At 65.8% G+C, this 22,996-nt stretch carries 24 protein-coding genes and 1 CRISPR repeat array; of the genes, 3 read left to right on the top strand and 21 right to left on the bottom strand.

Features of this window, described 5'->3' with window-relative positions:
• Window positions 1-3: 3 nt before the first annotated feature.
• The 5 genes from EPD81_RS04230 to argS form a co-directional block, all read right to left on the bottom strand.
• Window positions 4-1,500, bottom strand: coding sequence for a YifB family Mg chelatase-like AAA ATPase (locus EPD81_RS04230; protein ID WP_142804128.1), 1,497 nt, complete (start codon window positions 1,498-1,500; stop codon window positions 4-6).
• A complete protein-coding gene (gene tyrS / locus EPD81_RS04225; protein WP_142804127.1) occupies window positions 1,497-2,759 on the bottom strand; it encodes a tyrosine--tRNA ligase in 1,263 nt (420 codons plus the stop codon). Before tyrS ends, EPD81_RS04230 begins: the two co-directional genes overlap by 4 nt.
• 86 nt (window positions 2,760-2,845) lie before the next feature.
• Window positions 2,846-3,484: a thiol:disulfide interchange protein DsbA/DsbL gene (locus tag EPD81_RS04220; RefSeq protein WP_221928885.1), complete on the bottom strand. Its 639-nt coding sequence runs from the start codon at window positions 3,482-3,484 to the stop codon at window positions 2,846-2,848.
• Window positions 3,485-3,496: 12 nt separating this feature from the next.
• A complete protein-coding gene (locus EPD81_RS04215) occupies window positions 3,497-4,081 on the bottom strand; it encodes an SPOR domain-containing protein (protein ID WP_142804126.1) in 585 nt (194 codons plus the stop codon).
• Window positions 4,082-4,091: 10 nt separating this feature from the next.
• Window positions 4,092-5,882, bottom strand: a complete 1,791-nt coding sequence (argS, locus tag EPD81_RS04210) for an arginine--tRNA ligase (protein WP_221929206.1) — start codon at window positions 5,880-5,882, stop codon at window positions 4,092-4,094.
• 108 nt (window positions 5,883-5,990) lie between these two features.
• On the opposite strand from argS, the gene ubiB reads away from it, so the two are divergent.
• Both ubiB and EPD81_RS04200 read left to right on the top strand, forming a co-directional pair.
• On the top strand, window positions 5,991-7,517 hold the full coding sequence (gene ubiB, locus EPD81_RS04205; protein ID WP_142804281.1) for a ubiquinone biosynthesis regulatory protein kinase UbiB: 1,527 nt from the start codon (window positions 5,991-5,993) through the stop codon (window positions 7,515-7,517).
• Between the two features lie 28 nt (window positions 7,518-7,545).
• Window positions 7,546-7,917, top strand: coding sequence for an HTH domain-containing protein (locus EPD81_RS04200; protein WP_142804124.1), 372 nt, complete (start codon window positions 7,546-7,548; stop codon window positions 7,915-7,917).
• Window positions 7,918-8,006: 89 nt separating this feature from the next.
• Here EPD81_RS04200 and EPD81_RS10645 read toward each other — a convergent pair whose 3' ends face one another.
• Window positions 8,007-8,174: a hypothetical protein gene (locus EPD81_RS10645; protein WP_185955349.1), complete on the bottom strand. Its 168-nt coding sequence runs from the start codon at window positions 8,172-8,174 to the stop codon at window positions 8,007-8,009.
• Window positions 8,175-8,361: 187 nt separating this feature from the next.
• Here EPD81_RS10645 and EPD81_RS04195 point away from each other — a divergent pair, with 187 nt between their 5' ends.
• Window positions 8,362-8,559, top strand: a complete 198-nt coding sequence (locus EPD81_RS04195; protein WP_142804123.1) for a hypothetical protein — start codon at window positions 8,362-8,364, stop codon at window positions 8,557-8,559.
• Window positions 8,560-8,864: 305 nt separating this feature from the next.
• On the opposite strand, the gene EPD81_RS04190 is transcribed toward EPD81_RS04195, so the two are convergent.
• The 15 genes from EPD81_RS04190 to EPD81_RS04120 form a co-directional block, all read right to left on the bottom strand.
• Window positions 8,865-9,062, bottom strand: a complete 198-nt coding sequence (locus EPD81_RS04190) for a hypothetical protein (protein ID WP_142804122.1) — start codon at window positions 9,060-9,062, stop codon at window positions 8,865-8,867.
• Between the two features lie 587 nt (window positions 9,063-9,649).
• Window positions 9,650-9,832 carry a hypothetical protein gene (locus EPD81_RS04185; protein WP_142804121.1) on the bottom strand — a complete coding sequence of 61 codons (183 nt, stop codon included), beginning with the start codon at window positions 9,830-9,832 and terminating at the stop codon, window positions 9,650-9,652.
• Between the two features lie 75 nt (window positions 9,833-9,907).
• A CRISPR array of direct repeats spans window positions 9,908-12,262; the repeat unit is 29 nt; unit sequence CGGTTCATCCCCGCGCACGCGGGGAACAC.
• Window positions 12,263-12,307: 45 nt separating this feature from the next.
• Window positions 12,308-12,622 carry a type I-E CRISPR-associated endoribonuclease Cas2e gene (gene cas2e / locus EPD81_RS04180; RefSeq protein ID WP_142804120.1) on the bottom strand — a complete coding sequence of 105 codons (315 nt, stop codon included), beginning with the start codon at window positions 12,620-12,622 and terminating at the stop codon, window positions 12,308-12,310.
• A complete protein-coding gene (gene cas1e, locus EPD81_RS04175) occupies window positions 12,603-13,523 on the bottom strand; it encodes a type I-E CRISPR-associated endonuclease Cas1e (protein WP_142804119.1) in 921 nt (306 codons plus the stop codon). Before cas1e ends, cas2e begins: the two co-directional genes overlap by 20 nt.
• Before the next feature lie 10 nt (window positions 13,524-13,533).
• Window positions 13,534-14,259 (bottom strand): type I-E CRISPR-associated protein Cas6/Cse3/CasE, encoded by a 726-nt coding sequence (gene cas6e / locus EPD81_RS04170; protein WP_142804118.1) that lies wholly within the window; start codon window positions 14,257-14,259, stop codon window positions 13,534-13,536.
• Entirely contained in the window at window positions 14,244-14,897 is a 654-nt protein-coding gene (cas5e, locus tag EPD81_RS04165) for a type I-E CRISPR-associated protein Cas5/CasD (protein WP_055423201.1), read from the bottom strand. The genes cas6e and cas5e overlap by 16 nt, the downstream gene beginning before the upstream one ends.
• Before the next feature lie 5 nt (window positions 14,898-14,902).
• The gene (gene cas7e / locus EPD81_RS04160; protein WP_142804117.1) at window positions 14,903-16,039 is read right to left on the bottom strand and encodes a type I-E CRISPR-associated protein Cas7/Cse4/CasC; all 1,137 of its coding nucleotides are present in this window, start codon (window positions 16,037-16,039) and stop codon (window positions 14,903-14,905) included.
• 25 nt (window positions 16,040-16,064) lie between these two features.
• Window positions 16,065-16,664, bottom strand: coding sequence for a type I-E CRISPR-associated protein Cse2/CasB (casB, locus tag EPD81_RS04155; protein WP_142804116.1), 600 nt, complete (start codon window positions 16,662-16,664; stop codon window positions 16,065-16,067).
• Window positions 16,654-18,156 carry a type I-E CRISPR-associated protein Cse1/CasA gene (casA, locus tag EPD81_RS04150; protein WP_142804115.1) on the bottom strand — a complete coding sequence of 501 codons (1,503 nt, stop codon included), beginning with the start codon at window positions 18,154-18,156 and terminating at the stop codon, window positions 16,654-16,656. Before casA ends, casB begins: the two co-directional genes overlap by 11 nt.
• Entirely contained in the window at window positions 18,153-20,816 is a 2,664-nt protein-coding gene (cas3, locus tag EPD81_RS04145; protein ID WP_221929204.1) for a CRISPR-associated helicase Cas3', read from the bottom strand. The genes casA and cas3 overlap by 4 nt, the downstream gene beginning before the upstream one ends.
• A gap of 127 nt (window positions 20,817-20,943) precedes the next feature.
• Window positions 20,944-21,198, bottom strand: a complete 255-nt coding sequence (locus EPD81_RS04140; protein WP_142804114.1) for an accessory factor UbiK family protein — start codon at window positions 21,196-21,198, stop codon at window positions 20,944-20,946.
• A 42-nt stretch (window positions 21,199-21,240) separates the two neighbouring features.
• Window positions 21,241-21,561, bottom strand: a complete 321-nt coding sequence (locus tag EPD81_RS04135; protein WP_142804113.1) for a YqjK family protein — start codon at window positions 21,559-21,561, stop codon at window positions 21,241-21,243.
• A complete protein-coding gene (locus EPD81_RS04130) occupies window positions 21,561-21,956 on the bottom strand; it encodes a phage holin family protein (protein WP_142804112.1) in 396 nt (131 codons plus the stop codon). The genes EPD81_RS04135 and EPD81_RS04130 overlap by 1 nt, the downstream gene beginning before the upstream one ends.
• Complete coding sequence (locus EPD81_RS04125) at window positions 21,956-22,306, bottom strand: YqjD family protein (protein ID WP_055423112.1); 351 nt, start codon at window positions 22,304-22,306, stop codon at window positions 21,956-21,958. The genes EPD81_RS04130 and EPD81_RS04125 overlap by 1 nt, the downstream gene beginning before the upstream one ends.
• A gap of 92 nt (window positions 22,307-22,398) precedes the next feature.
• A complete protein-coding gene (locus tag EPD81_RS04120; RefSeq protein WP_142804111.1) occupies window positions 22,399-22,983 on the bottom strand; it encodes a hemerythrin domain-containing protein in 585 nt (194 codons plus the stop codon).
• Window positions 22,984-22,996: the final 13 nt, after the last annotated feature.

The raw sequence follows: 22,996 nt of genomic DNA, 5'->3' as shown, positions 1-22,996 counted from the left end.
CCTCTAGAACGGCAGCCGGCGCAGCTGCACGGCCTCGGCCACGTGCGCCGGCTCGATCGTCTCGCTGCCCGCCAGGTCGGCGATGGTGCGCGCCAAGCGCAGCATGCGGTGATAGGCCCGCGCCGACAAGTCGAGACGGGTGATCGCGCGCCCGAGCAAGGCCAGCGCCGGCTCGCTCGCCCTACCATGCGTTTCCAATTCGCCGCCGGAGAGCCGCGCATTCTCCTTGCCCTGACGCGCCAGTTGCCGCTCGCGCGCCGCGAGCACCCGCATCCGTACTTTCGCCGACGGTTCCCCCGCCGCGGCGGCGGCGAGCGTCTCCGGCGGCAGGCGCGGCACCTCCACCCACAGGTCGATGCGATCGAGCAAGGGCCCGGAGAGCTTGGCGTGGTAGCGCTCGATCTGCGCCGGCGTGCAACGGCAACGCCCGGACGGATCGCCCAGGTAGCCGCAGGGGCAAGGATTCATCGCCGCCACCAGCTGGAAGCGGGCGGGGTATTCCACCCGCTCCTTCACCCGCGCCACCGCCACCCGCCCCGTCTCGAGCGGCTCGCGCAGCGCTTCCAGCACCCGGCGCTCGAATTCGGGCAATTCGTCGAGGAAGAGCACGCCGCCGTGCGCGAGCGAGATCTCGCCGGGACGCACCGCCCCGCCGGCGCCCACGCCGCCGACGATGGCCGCGGGCGAGGCACCGTGGTGCGGCGCTCGAAAAGGACGCACGCGCCACAGGTGCGGCGCAAAGCGCCCGTCGCTCGACCACACCGCCGCGGTCTCGATCGCCTCTTCTTCGTTCATCGGCGGCAAAATCCCCGGCAGACGCTGCGCCAGCATCGACTTGCCGGTGCCCGGCGGTCCGTAGAGGAGCAGGGAATGACCGCCCGCCGCGGCGATCTCCAGCGCCCGTCGCGCCCCGGCCTGACCCTTGACCTCGGCGAGGTCCGGCCACGCGGAGCCTGCCACCTCTGCCATCGGCTCGGGCGGCGCCGGCAGACGCCCGCCACGCAGCCAGGCGACGAGCTCGGCGAGCGATGCCACCGCCACCGTCTCCGCCCCGACGCGCAACGCCTCATGGGCGTTCGCGCGCGGCACCACCACGCGCCGACCCTCGCGCCGCGCCGCCAAGGCCGCGGCAAGCACGCCGCGCACCGGCCGCACGCTCGCGTCCAACCCCAGCTCGCCGTGGAATTCGTGATCGTCGAGCGCCGTGGGCGGCACCTGACCGCTTGCCGCGAGCAAGCCCACCGCGATGGGCAGATCGAACCGCCCGCCGCTCTTGGGCAGATCGGCCGGGGCGAGATTGACCGTGATGCGCCGCGGCGGAAACTCCAGCCCGGCGGTGAGGATCGCCGCGCGCACGCGCTCGCGCGCCTCGCGCACCTCGGCATCGGGCAAACCCACGAGGTTGAACGCGGGCAGCCCGTTGGCCAGATGCACCTCCACCGCCACCCGCGCCGTCTCGACGCCGGTGGCCGCGCGCGTGAGCACCGTGGCGAGGTTCATCCCCAGACGATCAGGCAGTGGTTTTTCTTGCCGCGCTGCAACACCGTGTAGCGGCCGAAGCGCCGGTCAGAGTCGCCGATCACCGTGTCCAGCGCCGTGACTTTCACGCCATTGACCGCCACCGCGCCGCTGCTGATGAAGGTGCGCGCCTCGCTCTTCGACTTCGCCAGCCCCGCGGCCACCAGCGCATCGACCAGGCCGCTCTGCTCGCGCGACAAGGCCGCCGTGGGCATGCCATCGAGCGCGAGCTGGGCGTAATCTTCTTCCGTGAGCGCCTCGAGCGAGCCGGAGAAGAGCGCCGCGCTGATGCGCTCGGCCGCGCGCAGGGCCTCGCTGCCATGCACCAGCCGGGTCACTTCCTCGGCGAGTACCCGCTGCGCCTGCGGCTTGTCGCGCCGCCGATCTTCCTCTTCGATCGCCGCGATCGCCTCGACCGACAGGAAGGTGAAGTAGCGCAGGAATTTGTAGACGTCGGCGTCGGCCGTGTTGAGCCAGAACTGATAGAACTTGTAGGGCGAAGTCTTGCGCGGGTCGAGCCACACCGCGCCGGATTCGGTCTTGCCGAACTTCGTACCGTCGGCCTTGGTCACCAGCGGCAGCGTCAGCCCATAGACTTCGGCGCGGCACAAGCGCCGCACCAGGTCGATACCGGCGGTGATGTTGCCCCACTGATCCGAACCGCCGATCTGCAACAGGCAACCATGGTGGCGGTAGAGCTCGACGAAATCGTAGGCCTGCAAGAGGCTATAGGCAAACTCGGTGAAGGAAATCCCCACCTCGTCGCGCGCCAAGCGCTGCTGCACCGCCTCTTTCTTGATCATGGCATTGACCGAGAAGTGCTTGCCGACCTCGCGCAGGAAGTCGAGCACGTTCATCTGGCCAAACCAGTCGTAGTTGTTCGCCAGGATCGCGGGATTGCCGCCCTCGAAGGAGAGGAAGGGTTCGAGCTGGCGCTGGATGCGCTCGCTCCACTGCGCCACCACGTCGAGCGAATTGAGTTTGCGCTCGTTGGCCTTGAAACTCGGGTCGCCGATCATGCCGGTCGCCCCGCCCACCAGCGCGATCGGCCGGTGACCCGCCTGCTGGAAGCGGCGCAGCACCAGCACCGGCACGAGGTGGCCCAGATGCAGGCTGTCGGCGGTGGGGTCGAAGCCGCAGTAGAGCGTGATTCGGCCTTCCTGCAGGCGCTGCTGCAGCGCCGTGAAATCGGTCGTTTGCGCGATCAGTCCGCGCGCGCGCAAATCCTCCAATACGTCCATCGATTCGGATCCTCGTCGCCGGCAGGACGATGCGCCCCGCCCCGTTCATGGGAAAGATTGGATTTTCCCACGAAAGCGGGCCCTCGTCAGCCGCGGCGCAGCCGGGCGATCAGCCGGTCGACTTCCTCGAGCGCCGCCTCGTGGCTGCCGGTGAGCGAGGCGGACGTGAGATAGCGCCCACCCACCGCCAGGGTCGGCACCCCGTCGATCTTGTAGGCACGGGCCCGCGCATCGGCTTCTTTCACGCGCGTCTCCACGCCGAAAGAAGTCCAGGCCTCGTAGACCGCCTTGCCGTCGCCGCCGTTTTCCTGCACCCAGGCCCGCGCGCCGTCGCGGTCATAGACGAGACGCCGCTCGTCCTGCACCGCGGCGAAGATTTTCGAGTGCAGCGCCTCGAGCTGACCGGTCGCATCGAGCGAAAAGTACAGACGCGCCAACCCCGCGAGTGCTCCTTGCCCCCAGATCACGGGCGAGCGATGAAACGCCACGTCCTCGCTCAAGGTTTTCTTCCACCGTTCCACCAGCGGATCGAGATCGCGGCAATGCGGACAGCCATAGTGGAAGAACTCGATCACCTCGATCTTGCCGGCCAGGGTGGGCTGCGCCGGAGAAAGTTCCAAATGGGTCCTGCCCTGCCGTGCCTGCACGCTGCCAGCCCCGGCCAAAGCGAACGCGCCCAGAGCCTGGAGAAACCGTCTGCGGTCGATACCCCCGTTTTTCATCATTCTCGTCGCTCCTCATCTAACCAGCGTTGGGGAATAGCCCGCCGCCTGTAAGCGAGCACGCGCCGCCTGCGCTTCGTCCTGACTGCGATAGGGCCCGGCGCGGACCCGATAGAGCGTACGACCATCGGGCATTCGCACCGGTTCCACCGTGGAAGTGATCCCCACCAACGCCAGCTCGGCGCGAACCCGGCTCGCCTCCCGCTCGTTGGCAAAAGCACCCACTTGCCAAAAAAGCCGCTCCTGCGTCTGTGCCGGCGGGGGCTCGGGCGCAATCGCCGCCACCCGAGGCGGCTCGGGCACTATGGTTGCCGGCTCTTTCGTCGTGCCGTTCGCTTCTCCGGTCAACGTCTTGTAGAAATCGAACTTCATATCGGACACCGCCCCACTGGAAGCAGAAGCGGCTTGCCCCGTGTCCCTGGTGGGCGCAGTCGTGAAAGGCGGCGTACGCGTAAACCACCAGGCAAAAGCCGCGGCGATCAGCGCCCCGATGGCCAGCCCGACCAACAAACCCAACGCCGTACCGCCGCCCGCGCCCAAGCGCCCTCCACTTCCAGCCCGCTGCGCTCGACGGCGACGGCAAACCCCCGGCTCGATCATGGCCCCCTCCTCACATCGACTCCGGCGCCGAAACCCCCAGGAGCCCCAATCCCGTGGCGAGCACCGTCTTCGCCGCCGCGGCGAGCGCCAGCCGCGCCAGGCGCAACGGCTCTTCTTCCACCAGGATGCGCTCGGCGTTGTACCAGGCGTGGAAGTCCGATGCCAGATCCTTCAGATAGAACGCGATGTGGTGCGGTGCGCGCTCACTGGCCGCCGTCTGCACCACCTCGGGAAATGCCTGCAGGCGCACGCACAGATCGAGCGCTGCATCGCTCGTGAGCAAGGACGCGTCGGCCTCGCGCAGATCCTCCATCACCCCGCCCCACTCGCGCAACACCGAGCAGATGCGCGCGTGCGCATACTGCACGTAATAGACCGGGTTCTCGTTCGACTGCTTCTTGGCCAGATCGAGGTCGAAATCGAGGTGCTGGTCGCACTTGCGCAGCACGTAGAAGAAGCGGCAGGCGTCGTTGCCCACCTCGGCGCGCAGCTGGCGCAGGGTGACGAACTCACCGGCGCGCGTCGACATCGACACCTTCTCGCCATTGCGATAGAGCACGGCGAACTGCACCAGCGCCACCTCGAACTTCTCCGGATCGAGCCCCAGCGCCTGGATCGCCGCGCGCACGCGCGGGATGTAGCCGTGGTGATCCGCCCCCCAGATGTCGATCATCAGATCGTAGCCGCGTTCGTACTTGTTCCAATGGTACGCGATGTCGGAGGCGAAGTAGGTGTAACTACCGTTTTCACGGCGCACCACGCGATCCTTGTCATCGCCGAAATCGGTGGAGCGGAACCACCAGGCGCCGTCCTGCTCGTAGAGGTAGCCGCGCTGCTTCAGGGTTTCCACGGCCCGTTCCACCATCCCCGTGTCGTAGAGGCTCTTCTCCGAGAACCAGCGCTCGAACCGCACCCCGAATTCGGCCAGATCGTCACGGCAGTCGCCGAGCTGCTCGGCGAGCGCGAACTCGTGGATCCAGGCGTAATCCTCGCCCAGCAGGCGCTTGGCGTTGGCGATGAGCTGGTCGAGGTGACGTTCGCGCTGCGCCACCGCCTGCGGATCGGTGCGCTCGGGATCGGGCTCGCCCGGCGTGTCCGCCAGTACCTCCTCGGCGCGCACCTTGGCGAAGCGATCGCCATGGCGCTCGGCGAGGGTCGCCGCCATGTCGACGACGTAGCGCCCCTGGTAGGCGTTGCTCGGAAAGGGCACGCGCAGGCCGAAGCACTCGAGGTAGCGCAGCCAGGTGGAGAGCGCGAGGATGTCCATCTGCCGGCCGGCGTCGTTCACGTAATACTCGCGCTCCACCGCGTGGCCAGCAAAAGCGAGCACGTCGGCGAGCGCCGCCCCATAGGCCGCCCCGCGCCCGTGGCCGACGTGCAGCGGCCCCGTGGGGTTGGCCGAGACGAATTCCACCAGGATGCGCCGCCCACTGGGCTCACCGGCACCGTAGCGCGCCCCACGCGAGAGCACGTGCGGCACCACCGCATTCTTCGCCAGCGGCGCGAGCGTGAAATTGATGAAGCCGGGGCCGGCCACCTCCACCTTGGCCACCCAGGGATGAGGCGTGATCTCGCGGACGATCTCCTGGGCGAGCTCGCGCGGATTGCGCTTGATCTGGCGGGCGAATTGCAAGGCGACGTTGCTTGCCCAGTCGCCATGGCTCGCCACTTTCGGACGCTCGAGCGTGAGCGGCAGATGGGCGTACTGCGGCAACACCGCCATCAGCGCCTGGCGCAGCAGCGCGGCCAGCAGCACTTTGGGATCGGATACAGGCAAGGCGGAGGGATCTTGGCTCATCATGACTCGGTTCTGCGATCGTCAAACTGCAATTATAGCCCTCCCCTCTGCCCGAAACGTGCCGATTTGCGCTAATCTTGGATGTTGGCCAACCCGTGGAACGTCGCCGCCGTGCGCCTGCTGCGCCTGACTCGCATCTTCTGGATCGTCTATGCCTACGCGCTCGACGAGATCGTTGCCCAAGCCGACACTTCGGGGCGTTTGACGCGCTGGTGGCGCCGGCTCTTCTTCTGGCGGCGCAGCGCCGTACCCCGCGGCGTGCGCCTGCGCCGGGCGCTCGAATCGCTCGGGCCGATCTTCGTCAAGTTCGGCCAGATGCTCTCCACCCGCCGCGACCTCATCCCGCCCGACATCGCCGACGAGCTCGCGCTCTTGCAGGATCGCGTCCCCCCCTTCCCGAGCGAACAGGCCCGCGCGCTCCTGGAAACGCACTACGGCAAACCGCTCGAGGCCGTGTTCGCCCATTTCGAACGCGACCCAGTGGCTTCGGCCTCGGTGGCGCAGGTGCATTTCGCCGAGCTCTTCGACGGCACGCAGGTCGCCGTCAAGATCCTGCGCCCGGGCATCGCGCCGGTGATCGAACACGACCTCGCGCTGATGGACACCGCCGCGCGGCTACTCGAAGCCCTCTGGCCCGAGAGCCGGCGGCTCAAGCCGCGCGAAGTGGTGGCGGAATTCGCCAAATCCCTGCACGACGAGCTCGACCTCGTGCGGGAAGCCGCCAACTGCTCGCAACTGCGGCGCAACTTCGCCGGCAGCCACATGCTGCTCGTGCCCGAAGTCTATTGGGACTACTGCGGGCGCGAGGTGATGGTGATGCAGCGCATGGTCGGCACCCCGATCTCCCAGATCGAGACGCTGCGCGCAAAAGGGATCGACCTCAAACGCCTCTCGGCCATGGGCGTGGAAATCTTCTTCACCCAAGTCTTCCGCGACGGATTCTTCCACGCCGACATGCACCCCGGCAACATCCTCGTGGCCGACGACGGACGCTACATCGCGCTCGATTTCGGCATCGTCGGCACGCTCTCCGACGAAGACAAGAACTACCTCGCGCAGAATTTCCTCGCCTTCTTCAAACGCGACTACCGGCGCGTGGCCATCGCCCACCTCGAAGCCGGCTGGGTGCCGCCGCACGTGCGCGTCGACGAATTCGAAGGCGCGATCCGCGCCGTGTGCGAACCCATCTTCGACCGCCCCCTCAAGGACATCTCCTTCGGTAAGACCCTGCTGCGCCTCTTCCAAACCGCCCGGCGTTTCGAAATGGAAGTGCAGCCCCAGCTCGTGCTGCTGCAAAAAACGCTGCTGAACATCGAAGGTCTGGGCCGCCAGCTCGACCCCGAGCTCGACCTGTGGCAAACGGCCAAGCCCTTCCTCGAGCGCTGGATGAGCGAGCAAGTCGGCTGGCGGGCGCTGCGCCGCCAACTCGAAGAAGAAGCCCCGCAATGGGCGAAACTCCTGCCGCAACTGCCCCGCCTCGTCCACCGCGACCTCAGCGAGCGCCTGGCCGAGCGCGAACGGGAAAAACTGCGCGAGCGCCGCGCCGAACGCGAAGCGGCCAGCCGCCGCCGCGAGCGGCTCGTGTGGATGCTGCTCTGGGTGGCAGCGTTTGCCGCGGGGTGGTGGTGGGGGCGGTGAGGTCGTTGTTCACCCTGAGCCAGAAGACATGAAAACAATCCTGAAAACCGAACCCGTCGAGGCATTCTTCCAGCGGGGACGCCATCTCGCCCGGCTCGCCGACGAGGGTGGCACCCTGCCGAGCGAACGCATCATCGCATTCGAAGATCCTGCCGATCTCGCCCGACTCATGACCGCGGCCAAGATCGCTCTCTTTCGCGCCGCCAAGGAACGCCCCGGTTCGCTCACCGACCTTGCCCGACGCTTGGGGCGGGATCGCAGCGCGGTCAAGCGTGACGTCGATGAGCTCGCCCGTACGGGGCTGCTCGTGGTCGAGGAAAAACCCCTCCCCGGCCACGGCCGGTTCAAGGAAGTCCGTGCCGTGGAAGAAACGGTGGTAATGGCTGCCGTTCTGGCGTGAAAACCGGCGAGGCAACGCCTCGAGAACCTTCCCGGCCAGTTCAACGGCGCTCGCGCGACCGAAGATCCTGTGAACTTGGGTGCAAAAACTCAAAAACGCTTCTGAATGATCCCGGCGGCGACGCCAACGCCTGCAGGAACGAGCAAAACGAGCGCAACGCCAGCGAGAATCAACCCCCACCACGGCAGCGCTGGCGCCAGCAGCCAAGCGGCGATCGCGACAAGAAGAAGAGCAAAGACGGCGAGAAGGGTATCCATGAGGCAATAGTATGGCTCAAAGTTGCTCTTTGGAACCCGAGTCTGCGTGACGGGGAATCCTATTTATCATGCCAATATGATTTCAAGGGTTGGCGGCACAATCTAAAGGAATATGCTGAAAGTGCGCCGGACACCGCAGACTGGAGGAAGAATTAAAATGAGTCCATGCTGCAGTCAGAAGCATGACATGAAAATTGGATTTGTCCTGATTGATTCTCCGCTCACACCGTTCTCGACTCGACGCGAGATCGTGCAGTGGGCGGCATACTGCCGGAATCAGGCGGCTCTGAGCGGCAACCCGGTGAGTCGCGAGGCATGGCAGCGCGAGCTCGACGAGACGGAACGACTGCTGGCGCAGACGCTCGCCGATGGAAATGGTCGATGATCCGCGTCGAGATAGACGACCGCGCTGTGCGCTTGGCGTTCGCTGTGCTCGCCCGGTTTCAATCCACGTCCGGCTTTTCAGCAGGTCGAAGGGCTGCGCACGGTGCTCTCTTTCGAGCCCTACTCATGGAAACCGGCCGAAGTTGGCGACCTGAAGATCTCGGCGCCGTGGCCGAAATGCTGGGAAACGCGTGATCGCGCCGATCGACGGGCTCGAGGCACTGGCCTACCACTGGACGCCAGAGCTCGGACGCGCGATAGAGATAAACGAGTTCGTAGGCTAGGTTCGGCGCGCCGAGCGTGCGCTCAAGGCGCGCAGCGGCGGATGAGCCGAGCGATACCGACGATGAACGCCTCGGTCAATTCGTGCACAAGCGCCAGCAGCGGCCACAGCATGAGCGTGAGCGCGCAGACAGCCATTAGTGCGGTAAACGTATCCCATATTAGCAAGACCGGCACACAGGCGAGTGCGGCGGCAAGCAAGGAAAGAATCAGCGATGCCATATTTACTTATTTTACTTATAGCATGAGGTGGCTGTCATGTTTACTTTATGGCATGGGGTGGTTGTCATGTCGATGAGAGGCATGGCAATCGGCGTCACGCTGAGCCTAACCGATCGGTTCAGCGCGCCACTCAAAGGCGCGATTGGACACATCGAGAGGCTCGCTGCCATTGGCGCGGCGGCGCATGCGGCGGCTTACGCATTACCTGGCCTGTCGCAGTCGGCGCAGCGCATCACCATGCAATCGACGCAGGCGTTCATGGCCGGTTCATCCCCGCGCACGCGGGGAACACACGGCCTGCCGGGTCGCGCTCGGCCTCGAATCGCTGCGCGATGCGCGCCCCCATCTCCTGACCGATGGCGCGCATAGCAGGCCGACCCTGGCCGCCCTTGAAACCAACCACCGCGCGCCAAGAAGGGGCGCGGCAGCATCCTTTACCGTACGGGCGAGCTGCTGAATTCGCGCACGCACCGAGCCGACCCCTTCGAGGCTGCAGTGGGATTTGGTAAGCCCTACGCCGCTTATCATGAGTTTGGCACGTTTCAAGCCATGCCCGGCTTTTCAGCCGAGCGAAGCGCACGCGGCGGCTAAGCTAACACGAGGGCAACGATGAAAACAAGCGCCCACCAACCCAACATCGTGCCGATAGGCGAAATGCCACGCTCCCCCTGGATGAAGCTGATCAGTATAGGCGGCGCAAATAGCAGTCCCACCAACATCCAGCCCGCCCAAGCGTGATCGTTGGCATAAGAGAGGATCGATTCAAGCATGCCTGCCACCCTGTCGATTGCTGCGAGATTAACAACCCCTTCCTTGCCTTGCCCGCCTCGCCTGCCTTGCCTCGCCGATTCATCCCCGCGCACGCGGGGAACACCATCTTGCCGGTCTTGGCGTCGCGGATGCCCACGGTTCATCCCCGCGCACGCGGGGAACACGATCGGGGAGGATTCGCACATTCCCTATGCGGCGGTTCATCCCCGCGCACGCGGGGAACACACCCGCAATGCACCACTGAACAATCCTGAAAACGGTTCATCCCCGCGCACGCGGGGAACACGTAACGGACCGTCAGGCCCAGGCGGTTGCACACGGTTCATCCCCGCGCACGCGGGGAACACTTCTTCCACGTCCTCAGTGGCCACCTGGCCGCCGGTTCATCCCCGCGCACGCGGGGAACACTCGATCCTGCCCTGGGGTATTAAATGGCAATTCGGTTCATCCCCGCGCACGCGGGGAACACTGGATCGCGGCCGAGATGGCCGACGAGAATGACGGTTCATCCCCGCGCACGCGGGGAACACACGGGCTCAGCCCTTTCTGTTGCCATGCCCACCGGTTCATCCCCGCGCACGCGGGGAACACAACTCCGGTACCATCGGGCTCGACGGCGACGACGGTTCATCCCCGCGCACGCGGGGAACACGGCTTGGCATCGCCAGCATCAGGGACGGCGGCCGGTTCATCCCCGCGCACGCGGGGAACACGCGTGACCTGATGCTGCGGCTGAACTTCGCCCGCGGTTCATCCCCGCGCACGCGGGGAACACACCTCATCGATCGACCGGTTAACGCCCAGTGGCGGTTCATCCCCGCGCACGCGGGGAACACGCAAATCGTCTTTGTGCACATCCTCGATGCTCCGGTTCATCCCCGCGCACGCGGGGAACACTGCTCGCGCAATGGCTGCGGCAACGCCTCCACCGGTTCATCCCCGCGCACGCGGGGAACACATGCCCGTGCGCCGTCTGCGTGCCGGATACACCGGTTCATCCCCGCGCACGCGGGGAACACTTTTTGCTGGTAGGTTTTTTGCTGTTCATCTGCGGTTCATCCCCGCGCACGCGGGGAACACGTCAACCCGTATATCACCGAGCGCGGAACACACGGTTCATCCCCGCGCAAGCGGGGAACACACGCCTGGCGCGAGCGTGGCGCGTGCCAGTACCGGTTCATCCCCGCGCACGCGGGGAACACTCGGCGATGCGGAGGGTTGGCGCGTTCATCGTCCGGTTCATCCCCGCGCACGCGGGGAACACTCCTGCTCGATGATGGTCGGGTGTGCCGCCGACGGTTCATCCCCGCGCACGCGGGGAACACATCCATCAGGCTGTAGCCGCGCATCGGGTTTGCGGTTCATCCCCGCGCACGCGGGGAACACGTTGCGCAGCCACTGGGCAGCATATGGGTCAACGGTTCATCCCCGCGCACGCGGGGAACACGCCACTTCACGCAGGAAGTCGCCGTTCGACTTCGGTTCATCCCCGCGCACGCGGGGAACACGGCCTGGGCGGCTCGGCCAGCGACTCGTGGTGCGGTTCATCCCCGCGCACGCGGGGAACACACCATCTCCCGCCACGCGGCCACCTCTAGCAACGGTTCATCCCCGCGCACGCGGGGAACACTCGTGCAGCACCGGAAGGTACTCGGTGACCGGCGGTTCATCCCCGCGCACGCGGGGAACACTCGCCCAGCTGCTGGCGCCCGATTCCCTCGGCCGGTTCATCCCCGCGCACGCGGGGAACACAGCGAGTTTTTGTATATGACGAAATCCGCCGTCGGTTCATCCCCGCGCACGCGGGGAACACGCGAGAAGCGGGTCGATGCCGACCTCGCGCAGTTCGGTTCATCCCCGCGCACGCGGGGAACACGGATACTGCTCGGTTGCCGCGCGCACATCGAGCGGTTCATCCCCGCGCACGCGGGGAACACGCTCAGATCGGCTTTTACCTGGAGCAGGTAGTCGGTTCATCCCCGCGCACGCGGGGAACACGCCTGCCGTGCCTGCGCCGTCGCGTCGGCGATTCGGTTCATCCCCGCGCACGCGGGGAACACGCCGCTGGTTCCCGCCGCGGTTGCGGCAGACTCGGTTCATCCCCGCGCACGCGGGGAACACGTTAGAGTGCTGGCGAATCTCGGCAATCTTTGCCGGTTCATCCCCGCGCACGCGGGGAACACGATCTGGCGCATTGGCCCGACACGTTCAATCACGGTTCATCCCCGCGCACGCGGGGAACACGCCGCCGCGGAACATATCCGTGCTGGCCTCGGCGGTTCATCCCCGCGCACGCGGGGAACACGTGGCAGGAGTTCCCCTCCACGGTGGATGAATGCGGTTCATCCCCGCGCACGCGGGGAACACCATTGTTTTCAATCAATTGATCCCCATGAAAAACGGTTCATCCCCGCGCACGCGGGGAACACACTTGCACATTTCACCATATTTTTAAATGGGTTACAGACATTCTACTAACCTACCGATGGACCCTCGGCAGGTGCCGCCTGCTCTGGCGGCAAAAACGAGACGAGCCGAACGCCGTCCAGCTCGACAGGCACACGCCGGTTGGTACCAACCGTGACGAACTCGAAACCCGCCTCATTGTTCGTGCGCCAAGCCATCACCGCGTTACCTTCGCCAATGCCGGCCTCGACGTGACGCCAGATTTCTTCGCGCACTTTGCGCGAATAATTGCCCACGTAGACCCCGGCGCGCACCTCGAGCAGCCACACGGCCAAGCGCCCGCGCAGTCGGGGCGGGACGTTCTCAACCACGATGACCAACATCGCCCAAAGGCTCCTTGTCGGCAATGACCGGCAACACCTGATCGGGTGCCGCTTCAGGGGGTGCAATGCCGCCAGCGGCGAGCACGTCCTCGATGGTCGGGATGATTTTCTCGAGAAGTCTGGTCCGGCGAAACACGTCACGACAACGCAAGCGCACTTCGCGCTCGGCGTTGCCTTTTGAGGATGCGGCCACTTCGAAGGCCACCGGCACGACGGTGTCGAATTTGAAGAGATCGGCGATGTCGTAGACGAACGACAGCGGCTTGCCCGTGTGAATGAACCCGATCGCCGGGGCGTAGCCTGCAGCGAGCACTGCCGCTTCGGTGACACCATAGAGTGCCGCGGTGGCAGCCGACAGGCAGCGATTGGGGCGATCGGAGGCGTCCCACGATTCCGGATCGTACTCGCGATGCACCCAGTGCACCTTGTAGCGCGCGGCCAGCCGTTTGTACATCTCGCGTACCCGCGCCCCTTCGATACCGCGCAATTGCTCCACGGAACGGCGCTGCGGCGGCTCCTGGCCGAAACGCAGGGCGAACATGCGACGCACGACCTTCAGGCGCAGCTCATCGTCCAGGGCGAGCTTTGCCTGATACAGCAGCCGGTCGGAACGGGCACCGCCCGGTTGCCCGGCAGAATAGAGGCGAACGCCGGCCTCACCCACCCAAACGAGCAAGGTACCCACCCTCGCCGCGAGCGCGCAGGCGGCATGCGAGACGCGCGTGCCGGGCTCCAGCATCAGGCAGGCCACGCCGCCCACGGGGATATGGGTGCGCACCCCGTTGACATCCACGACGACGAAAGCGCCGTCGAGCACGTCGAGCTGCCCTTTCTCGACGTAGAGCACCGAGAGGCGCTCCTTGATCGGAATCGGGCGCGGTGGCGGCAGCGGTTCGTTCATGACGATGACCTCACGGCGCCACCGATAGCAGCCCCAGGCCAAACGCCTTGCCGCGCCCAAGCCCCTGTTCGATGATCTGCAGAAGGCGCTCGGGATCGGTCACTTCCAGGCGCCCCTCGTAGCAGGCGGCGTCGAACGTGAGCCAAGTCGCGGCGTCGGCGCCCGATTTGCGAAAACGCCAACGCGAGCGGCGTACCTGAACGTCGAACAGGGTCGGCGCCTGCGTTTCACCGCTCGCAGCGGAGTCCGACCAAAACGCCTCGCCGGCTCGCACCGCGGCACGCTCGAGGCGACACAGCGTGAAACCGCCGCGTGTTCGGCCTTGGGCATCGAGCCAAGCCAGCGCTTCGCCGTCATCGTGAATCCCGACGCGCCGGCCGCGGCGCGCGGATTCGCCTTCAGTCTTCAGCGCCCGCGTCGGGTTGGCATACAGCCGAAAACGCAGTTCGCGCCCGGTTTGCAGCAGGCGCGCGGGATCGTAGGGCTTGCTTTGGGCATGCCCATAGCGTGGTGGCAAGCGCTCCCAGTTCCCGGCTCGATCGCTCTGAATCAGGACGGTGGGCTGATCGAACGGCCCGCCCGGCTCCAAGCGCCAAAGAAAGCGCGCCGGCGGAGCGTCCGGGTGCTCGGCAAAGACGCGCGCGAGCGTCTGGTGCATCGCATAGGGGTTTGCCACGTCACGGCGCGCGGCATGGTCGCGCGGATCGAGCACCAGCCGGCTCAGGATAAGGGGCATGTCCAGACCTCCGAGCGCACGAAACGCGCGCCAAAACGCCGCTCGGCAAAAGGCGCGATGGGTTGGTCGAGGCGTAGCGCGCCTTCGCCGTCATCGGGGTTTTCGAGGACGACGCGCAAAGGCCGTGCGCCCTCCTCGCCGCCCACGAGCAAAGGATGGCGGCGCAGAGTCTCTTCGAGCGAGGTGTCACACACGCCGTCGGGCAGGGCCACGGGCAATCCGGGCGGGCAACTCCTGCGGCCGAGAAAGATCGGCCAGACCGGACGATGGAGCGCCGCCTGGAGCGAGCGGAGAAAATCCACCTCGTCGCCTTCCAGCCCGACGAGGAAGACGGCGTCGGACAGGTAATAGCGCGGGCTGATGATGGTCGAATCGGCATCCGCCTTGCCATCGCGCTTGAGCACGCCCTGTACGGTCTGAAAATCGCGCACCCGCACGCCTTCCCGATCCACCCGCACGCCCATGCGTAGCCGCGCGAGGTCATCCACCGGCAGATGCCGGTCGCGGCCCAGCGCAGCGCAGAGCAGCCCCAGCACGCCGGATTTGCTCGGTTCGAGCTGGGAATCACGCTCGTCGTATCGGCTCGTCGTACCCCAGGATTGCAGGGGGCCGGCGAGGCGCAAAAGCAGCGTCGGCATGGCTTTCAGCCTCGCGCCGCGTAGCGTTCCGCCGCCTGCCGTGCCGCCCATTCGGCCAGGTCGGCGAGCTTGACCACGGCGGTTCCGCCCGCATCCCAGGCACCGGTGAGATCGAGCACGGCCCACGGTCCTTCTTCGCCATAGGCTTGGGCCAGGGTTTTTTCCTGATGCGCGAGCCGCTCGACCGAGAGCGCGGAGAGCGCCCGGTCGCGCTGCGGGAAAACGGGTTGCTCGAAGGCGTTAGCGAGGTTGATCGGCATCTTTTGGCGCAGCACCACGCCGACGAAAGCGGGCGGATTGTGCGCGGCAAAGCTGTTTTGCTTGCCGGAAGGCAGCGTGCACGCAAACGCCTCGATGAAAGCGCGCACGCTCGCCAGTGCGAGTTCCTCGTCGCCTTGCAGGTTGGCGAGGAGTTTCAGCGGGTCGAGCGCGGCGTAGCGGTAATGAGTGGCGGAGTTGAATTCGACGTTGTCGATCATCGCCGCACCGCTTTCCTCGGGCGTGGCAAGATCGTCCACCGCGGTGAAGTAGTCGAACTGGCGCTCGACCGCGTGCGTCGAAATCGAATGAGCCACTTGGCAGGCGGCATCCTGGTTGGCGCCCGGCAGATCGGCGAGCATGCGTCCGAAAAGGGCGATGTCGGCAGCCCGCCCGCCGTCGAGAATCCGGCTCGCCTCGGCGATCACCTCCTTGGGCAGCGCCGATTTGGCGTCTTTCTTGGATTTTTTGCCATCCGCCTCGATGTTGAGCGCATCCCAATGGCGGTCGATAAGGTCGGCGAAACGCGCCAGTTCATCTTCGGCGAGGAACAGCAGGTATTGCGCCTCGCCCTTGTCGTCGAGCTTCATGTGGATGGCGGCGAGCGCCTGACGAATGGCATTGTCGGGCGCCTCACGTCCCCGGGTGAGCAGCATTTCGGACAAGCGCGCCATCACTTTCTTGGTACGCAAGCCCAGATGCTGCGGCGCGATCAAACGGCTTTCCCGGAAAAACCGGCGTACCGGCCGCTTCTGCGCCTGCGAGCTCAGGCGCGCGCGCCGAAATCCGCCGAAGATGGCGTCCTTGGGCGCGCCGGTGTCGTCGCGGTTGAGGTTGCCGGGGGCGATGTTCTGGATGATGTGGATTTCGATGAAAGGGGGCATGGCATTCTCCTGAAAGTCGTCGGGATCAAGGTAGAGGCGTTGCGGCGGGTTCGGACGTGTCGGCTGCGGTGGAGGCGTCGGTCGCGCGGGTTTCGCTGCGGTAAAAGTCCTTGGCCCAGCGGGCACGGATACGGTTTTGCCGCTCGGTGGTGTAAGGCTTCATGAGTTCGCGTAAGTCGGTGAGCAAAGCCGCATGGTCGAACGCCTCCTCCTTCAGCAGCATGACGATCTGGCGCAAATGTTCGGACAGGCCGTCGGCATCGGCTTCGAGGAGCGCGATGAAGCGCTTTTCGAGGCTGGGGCGCTGGTCTTTCTTCCTCCACAGCGCCCCGAAGGCCTTGGCGAGCGAACGGCCTTGCTGGTGCTGGCCGTGCATCGCGTAGAGCATGGCGCACAGGTAAAAAGCACGCCGCTCGCTCGCGGGCGCCTCGTCGGGCAGGAAGGGCTCGACAAAGGGAAAGGCGCGCACGTCCTCGCCCGGCGCAAAGGCCGCCGAGCGGCGCAGGGTGGCGCGCGCGCCCCGGTCTTCGCAGATGTTCGCGAGGTGTTCGACGAACGCCTGCACCCGGGGCTGCGTCGACCCTCGTGGGGGGTTGTCTGGCGAGACGCTTTGCTCATGCGGCATCGCGGTTCTCCTGGTGGTTGCGGAGGATGGTATGGAATTCGGGCTCCGTCTGCGCCATCGCCTTCCAGGCGCGCGGCGTGTCGGAAAGCAAAACGCCCAGCGCGTGCCAGAAGGCGCGCGCAGCCTCGGTCATGGCGTTTTGCCAGAGACGATGCGCCGCTTCCCAATCGTTGGCGGCGTAGGCCGCCATCAAGGCCGGCAGGCGTTGTTCGAGGCGGGTGAAATAGACGTCTGCGAGCGGACTTTGCGCGACACGTTCGCGGGCTTTTTTGCGGGTTTCCGTGTGTTCGGGGTCGGACTGGGTGAGCGCGACGACGCGCGCGGCCAAAGCGCGCAGCTTGTCGTGCAAGGCTTCGGCGGCCGCCACGTCTTCCCGCAACTGTGCCGCAGCCGCCTCGACCGCGAGCAGGGCGTGCGGCAGGCGCAACAATTCCATGCGGGCGCGTTCGAGTTTGGCCTGATCACTGGCCAATCCGGCCGCAAGGACATGTAGTACCTCGTCTTCGCCCGTAATGTCGGCCGCGTGGCGCAGCACGGCGGGCGCCATTTCTTTCGCTCCCGCCGTGAGGCTGGGCAAATCGCGCCACAGCGCGCGGCCGCCGTCGAAGCGGATGCGCAAAATCGTTTTGCCGTCCTTGCTCATGCGCTGCGCCACCATCGGATCGGGCGCATGGGGATCGTCTTGCAAGGCAAGCCCCGGGGCGAACCACAGTTCGCTCACCCGCCCATCATCGTCCACGTCGAGCAAGACACCCCGCGACTGACGGGTGTAGCGATCGTTCGGGCCGGTGGCCAAGGTGGCGGGCGCGGCGAGGTCTTTGATCGCGGGCGGCACCTTTTCCCAGGCGGGCAGATCGTTCTGGTTGGATTTTGCCGAGCCCAAGTTGAGCAACAGTGTCTCGCCCAGGTTCGCACCCAGCGCCAAAAAAGCGGCGCTGTTGGCAAGCGGCCCGGCGTTGTCGGAAGTCTTGAGGATTTTGATGAGGCCGCCGGGCGTGAAACTGAATAACCCCAGCATGTCGCGCAAGGCGTCTGGCCATGGCAAGGTCGCCGTCTTGCGGTGATCGAAGAGAAAACCGTCGTTACCCAACAAAGCAAGGTGCAAGACGGATTTTTTCTTGTCTTTCGTGTCCGGATGGTGCGCGAGCGCCGCCACCTGCATGAAAGGGTGTTCGGGATGCACGAGCCAGAAATGCTCGCGCCAGTGTTCGAGATAATCGAGTACGGCGTCGGTCGGCAATCCCTCCCGTCGCCAACGTCGGCGCTCCTGCCGGGCCCATGATCCGAAACGCGCACTTGAGGCGCGGTGCAGGATGGCGAGCAGCAGGCGGTAGAGCGCCACGCGGTTGGCGGGGCTGGGTTCGTCGAGGTCTCGGATGATATGAGCATGGCGGAACAACTCGGCCAAGCCCACCGTGCGGCTTTGTCCATCCTGCCCACGTACGGGAATCCAGGCTTCGTCGATTAGGTTGTAGCGCGCCAAATGGTTCACGTCTCCTCCTTCTCATAGACCAACCCCAGACAGGGATCGAGCCGCACTTGCAGGTTTCCTACCATTGTCTTGCTTTCCTCATCGAGAATCAATGGGTAGAGGTCGCGCAGATACGGGGATTCGGCGAACGCCGGCGGCCTTGCTTGCGCTTTGAGGGATTCGATGAGCGCCTTGCGTGAGACACGCAGCTGACGTGTGTAGACGGCCCGCGCGCGGTCGCGCTCGAGCGGGCGCTGCGGATCGAAAGGCGGCGCATCCGGGCGCTCGCGCCAACCGGCTTCGTTGACCCACAGCGGCACCACGGCGAGGCTTTCTTCGCCCAAGCGGGTGACGACTTCGAGCCCCCCTTCGCCGGCTTCGCGCGCTTGCGGGATGTCGATGAGCGCGAAAAGGTCGGACGCGTCGGCATCGAGCGCGACGTTGTGCATCCGCTGGCGCATTTCCTGCATCTCGGCGAGGTATTGGCCATAGGCCGCATCCTGATCCTGCACCGTCGCCACCTCCGCGCCCTCATCCGCTGGTGCAGCGTCATAGACTGCCTGCACCAAGGGGTCGATGTCGTGAGGCAGCCGAACGATTGGGCGCTCGCGCAAGTGCTGCCAACTGCGCAGCAAAATGTAGGGCTGATAGACGTACTTCCAGCGCGTCGCGGTGAGATCGGGAGGTGCCTCGCCGGCCAGACCGGCCACGTAGAGCACCGGCTCCCGATGCGCTTCGGGGCGCTGACGCGGGTGCCGATGCAGGCGCCCGGCGCGTTGCAGCACGAGGTCGACGGGGGCCAAGTCGGTGATCATGGCGTCGAAATCGACGTCGAGGCTCTGTTCCGCGACCTGTGTAGCGATGAGGATCGCGCGTTCGGGCCGCTCGCATTCTTTGCCGAAATGCGCAAGCACCTTTTTCTCGATCGCCTGGCGCTGGTCGGCGGGAAAGCGCGCGTGGTAGAGCAGCACCTCGGCCGCATCTCCGACCGTATCTTCGAGCATCGAGTAAAGGGTTTGTGCGCGGTCGACGGTGTTGACGATGACGGCGATGCAGCCGCCCTCGACCGTCAGATTCCGCGCCGTCTCGGCGATGGATTCGAGCGACTCGGAAAGCGCGCGCAGCGCGATCGGCGCCTGCTCGCGGGCGGTGATCGTCTGGGATGAGATCCGCCCCCCTTCGGCCAGCAAGACACGCGGATAGGCGGTTTCCTCATTCTCGGCGACACCCCAGGCGGCGAGGAGTTCTTGGCGTTTGGCACGCGGCAGCGTGGCCGAGAGCAGGATCACGGCGCAGCCCATGCGCTTCAGCCAGCGCAAGAGATGCGCGATCAGGCCGCCGGTGTAGAAATCGTACGCGTGCACTTCGTCGAGAATGACGACGCGGTGGGCGAGCCCCCACAACCGCACGAAATGGTGCTTGACGTGCAGCACGGCGTAGAGCGCCTGATCGACGGTGCCGACCCCGAATGGGGAAAGGAGCGCGCGTTTGGGCTTGGCGAACCAGCTCGCCGCAGCGACGTGCTCGCCCGGTTCGCCGTACACGCCACGCAGCGCCTGATACGACTCGACCAGTTCGGCCCCGGCATGCGCGAGCTGGATGTCGAGCTGGACGTCGTGCCGGTCGGCGAAAGCCTGCAAAAAGCGCACCGCGCGCTCGAACATGGCGTTGCCGGTCGCCTGCGTCGGCAGCCCGACGTAAAACCCACGCAGGCCGAAGCGCCGCTGCAGGCGCAAGAACGCGAGGAAAGCCGCCTCGGTCTTGCCCTCACCCATCGGTGCCTCGATGAGCACGAGCGGCGGCTCGGCGATCCCGCGCAGCAGTTCCTCGACGGCGCTCTGCAAGGGGCGCGGCGCAAGCGCTTTTCCCGTCATGCGGGAAAGAAGGGCGGCCGTGCCTGCGTGTTCATCCCGGAGCAAGCTCACGGTTTCGCGCCAGCCCAGTTCCTGCAAGGCACGAGCGGCACGTTCTTGCGCATCCTGCCAGTAGGCCGGACCGAGTGGGGGGCGTCCCGCATAAGGAAAGAAGGCGTCGTTGGAGCCGATCCAGTCGGCCACGCTCACGAGTCCGGCCAGCCACAGCGCCGCGTCGAGCCGGGTTTCCAAAAATTCCCCGTCCGGCACGGCGGATGCATCGAGCCCCTGCGCTGCGAGATAGTCGCGCAGCAAGGCACATCGCGCCGCGCGCCATTCGGGGGATTCACGGTTCGGCGCGGCATGTTTGCGCTCACCCAATCGGACGAGATAGCCGTGATGCCCACCCAGAATGCAGGCGAGCGCCTCGGCCAACTTCGCTTCCCTCGGCAGCAGGGCGGCGCTGGCCAGATCGTGCCGGTCCTGTTTCAGCACCTGCGGCGGCCGAAAAGAAAACCCTGCCGATTCCAGCCGCGCCCGGCCTTGCGGCCACTTGGCCTGAAAGCCGGGGATCGCCTTGCCGTAATCGTGCAAGCCAACGAGCGTGGCAAGCACCTCGACCCCGAATTCCTGCAATGCAGAAGGGGGAACGAATCGTTCGAGCAGCACCCGCGCCACGGCAGCCACGTCGAGCAGGTGGGAAAGCAGGGAATGGCCGTCCCCTCCCGACTCCTCCGCGGCGCTCTTGCCCCAAAAGAGCGGGTACACCGCTTCCTGCAACGGCATAGTGCCGTTTACATCGACATCGGCCTGGCCTCGAGTCATCATGACATAATCCTTACCTCTCCATGGCACCAGAATCAGATGGACATGTCAAGATCTTGGCAATAAAAAAGCCGGCCCTCAGGCCGGCTTTTCCTCCCAGCGATGCCGCATTCCTGCGGCAGGCGCGGGTTCAGTCTTCGTCCACGCCGCCGGCGACCTGGGCTTCCAGCAGCCCGACGCGGCGTTCGAGCTCGGCGAGCTCTTGCCGCAGTTTGATCACCAGCTCGCGCTGCGCTTCGAATTCTTCGCGGGTGACGAGATCCATGCGCTCGAACATGGAGCCGAGCAGCGCCTTGGCATTCTTCTCGAAATCCTTGAGAGGGCTCGTCTCGGCGAGGTGCTTGAGTTTCTGTGCGAGCTCGTCGAACATGGGGGGAGGATTCATGATGTCATCCTTGGAAGTGGCAGGGGATCGCGCCGCAGTGTATCACGCGGTTCCCCGATCGCGCCAACCGCCGCTCTTGCCGGAAAGCAATTTGTGCGCCAGCCGCACCCCTTCGACCACACCCAACCCTCGCCCCCACCATTTGAGGGCCGCCTGGGCCGTGCCGTGCCGCCCCAAGCGCCACAAAATCGCGCCGCCGGCGAGCGCGAGCGGCACTTTCCAGCGCACCAGGGTGCGCCAGGCGTCGTCGACGGGGCGCACCGCCTCGTGCCATTCAGCCGTGTCCTGAGCCATGCGGCGGCGGTGCGCGGCGATGCGCGCTTCCAGCTCGGCCTTGCGGGCGGCGAGTTCGTCGCGGCGCATCAGGCCCCCTCACCGGGTTCGGCGAGCAGCTGCCGGTCGGTGGCGAGTTGGGCGAGGGTGGCGCGCAACAGGCTGCGCTGGCGCGCCAGGCAGCGCAGGCGCCAGGCGGCGAATGCGGCCCCCAGCAGAAAAACGGCGGCCACCGTCGCGACGGCGGTGAGGCGATGGGTTTCCCAGAAGGCGGCGACCACGAACACGCCGACGAAGGCCAGCCCCAAGGCACCCAGCGCCAGACTCAAACCCGCAAGGAGGAGAAGATCGAAGAGCCGGGCGCGTTCTTCCTCCAATTCGAGCACCGCCAGCCGCAGCCGCATTTCGCCGCCTTCGAGCAGATGCTCCAGGAGGCGCTTGGAGGCGCCGAAGACGCGCTCCATTGGGCCGGCGGGACGATCCATCAGCGGCGGCCCATCAGCAGGCCGATCAGCATGCCCACGGCAGCCCCCAGACCGATGCTGGTCCAAGGATGCTCGCGCACGTAGCCTTCGGTCTGCTGGGCGGTGGCGCGCAGCGTGGTGCTCGCCTGCTGGTAGAACTCGGTGCCGCGCTCGGCGAGCCGCGCCCGGGTCTCCTCCAAACGGGTACGGGCGCGCTCGCGCAGCTCGCGGATCTCGCTGCTCGTCTCACCGGCGGTCGCGGCCACCAGTTCTTCGAGCGTCTGCGCCAGATGGCGCAGATCTTCCTTGAGCTTTTCTGCACTCGCTTGAGGCGTAGGTGTCGGCTGTGTTTGCACGTTTTGCTCGTTCATGGTGATTCTCCAAGAAAAAATTCAACCTGTTTCATTCTAGGCGACGGAGCCCATAAAGTCAAAAAAAACGTGCGTTGGTCGAACTTCGACGGTCAGCCGGAAGGGGTGGAACCCAGCCCAATGGGCGGCGGTGCGCGCATGACCAGTTCCCGAAATGCCTTCTCCCAGTCCTCGTTGGGTGTCACGCCGGCAAGCGGATCGGAGCAGGTGCGCCAACCCTCTTCGACCGCTTCCCAGTCCTCGGCGCTGAACACACGACGCGCGAGCGGCAGGATCTCGCGCTCTTCGGTGATCATGTGCTGGCGGTAGAAGTCGGCGTAACGTCCGAAGGCTTGCTTGAACGTCTCGAAACCGCCCGCCTCGCCCGCGGCATAGGCACGAAGCGCCTCCTGGAGTTCGGCCACGCGCTTTTCATTGGCGGCATGTTCCTGCTCCAGACGCGCGATCACCGCGTCGGCCTCGTGCGTCTTCTCCTTGAGCCGGGCGAAGAGAAAGCGGTCTTCCTTGGGATGATGTGAGCGTTCGGGGTATTCGGCCACATAGTGCACCATCGCGCGCAGCAGCTCGAAGTCGGGCTGCTGCCTCCCCTCTTCGATCGCCTCGATGAGGTAGCGCAACCCGTGGATGATCGCGGCGTGGGCCTGGTGTTCGTCTTCGATGCGTCGCCATGCGGTCATGGAAAAGGCTCCT

This window comes from Tepidiphilus sp. J10 (assembly GCF_006980785.1).
Taxonomy (GTDB): Bacteria; Pseudomonadota; Gammaproteobacteria; order Burkholderiales; family Rhodocyclaceae; genus Tepidiphilus; species Tepidiphilus olei.
This window is presented reverse-complemented; position numbering and strand designations above follow the sequence as displayed.

What these genes read in the sequence shown, in the direction of transcription:
- cas7e (WP_142804117.1), bottom strand. Translation starts at nt 16,039, where the DNA reads ATGCCCCCTTTCATCGAAATCCACATCATCCAGAACATCGCCCCCGGC.
- EPD81_RS04120 (WP_142804111.1), bottom strand. Translation starts at nt 22,983, where the DNA reads ATGACCGCATGGCGACGCATCGAAGACGAACACCAGGCCCACGCCGCG.
- EPD81_RS04130 (WP_142804112.1), bottom strand. Translation starts at nt 21,956, where the DNA reads ATGGATCGTCCCGCCGGCCCAATGGAGCGCGTCTTCGGCGCCTCCAAG.
- EPD81_RS04190 (WP_142804122.1), bottom strand. Translation starts at nt 9,062, where the DNA reads ATGGCATCGCTGATTCTTTCCTTGCTTGCCGCCGCACTCGCCTGTGTG.
- EPD81_RS04230 (WP_142804128.1), bottom strand. Translation starts at nt 1,500, where the DNA reads ATGAACCTCGCCACGGTGCTCACGCGCGCGGCCACCGGCGTCGAGACG.
- EPD81_RS04215 (WP_142804126.1), bottom strand. Translation starts at nt 4,081, where the DNA reads ATGATCGAGCCGGGGGTTTGCCGTCGCCGTCGAGCGCAGCGGGCTGGA.
- EPD81_RS04140 (WP_142804114.1), bottom strand. Translation starts at nt 21,198, where the DNA reads ATGAATCCTCCCCCCATGTTCGACGAGCTCGCACAGAAACTCAAGCAC.
- cas5e (WP_055423201.1), bottom strand. Translation starts at nt 14,897, where the DNA reads ATGCCGACGCTGCTTTTGCGCCTCGCCGGCCCCCTGCAATCCTGGGGT.
- EPD81_RS04220 (WP_221928885.1), bottom strand. Translation starts at nt 3,484, where the DNA reads ATGATGAAAAACGGGGGTATCGACCGCAGACGGTTTCTCCAGGCTCTG.
- tyrS (WP_142804127.1), bottom strand. Translation starts at nt 2,759, where the DNA reads ATGGACGTATTGGAGGATTTGCGCGCGCGCGGACTGATCGCGCAAACG.
- EPD81_RS10645 (WP_185955349.1), bottom strand. Translation starts at nt 8,174, where the DNA reads ATGGATACCCTTCTCGCCGTCTTTGCTCTTCTTCTTGTCGCGATCGCC.
- cas2e (WP_142804120.1), bottom strand. Translation starts at nt 12,622, where the DNA reads ATGTTGGTCATCGTGGTTGAGAACGTCCCGCCCCGACTGCGCGGGCGC.
- cas1e (WP_142804119.1), bottom strand. Translation starts at nt 13,523, where the DNA reads ATGAACGAACCGCTGCCGCCACCGCGCCCGATTCCGATCAAGGAGCGC.
- EPD81_RS04195 (WP_142804123.1), top strand. Translation starts at nt 8,362, where the DNA reads ATGAAAATTGGATTTGTCCTGATTGATTCTCCGCTCACACCGTTCTCG.
- argS (WP_221929206.1), bottom strand. Translation starts at nt 5,882, where the DNA reads ATGATGAGCCAAGATCCCTCCGCCTTGCCTGTATCCGATCCCAAAGTG.
- EPD81_RS04125 (WP_055423112.1), bottom strand. Translation starts at nt 22,306, where the DNA reads ATGAACGAGCAAAACGTGCAAACACAGCCGACACCTACGCCTCAAGCG.
- EPD81_RS04200 (WP_142804124.1), top strand. Translation starts at nt 7,546, where the DNA reads ATGAAAACAATCCTGAAAACCGAACCCGTCGAGGCATTCTTCCAGCGG.
- EPD81_RS04135 (WP_142804113.1), bottom strand. Translation starts at nt 21,561, where the DNA reads ATGCGCCGCGACGAACTCGCCGCCCGCAAGGCCGAGCTGGAAGCGCGC.
- casB (WP_142804116.1), bottom strand. Translation starts at nt 16,664, where the DNA reads ATGCCGCATGAGCAAAGCGTCTCGCCAGACAACCCCCCACGAGGGTCG.
- cas6e (WP_142804118.1), bottom strand. Translation starts at nt 14,259, where the DNA reads ATGCCCCTTATCCTGAGCCGGCTGGTGCTCGATCCGCGCGACCATGCC.
- cas3 (WP_221929204.1), bottom strand. Translation starts at nt 20,816, where the DNA reads ATGATGACTCGAGGCCAGGCCGATGTCGATGTAAACGGCACTATGCCG.
- EPD81_RS04185 (WP_142804121.1), bottom strand. Translation starts at nt 9,832, where the DNA reads ATGCTTGAATCGATCCTCTCTTATGCCAACGATCACGCTTGGGCGGGC.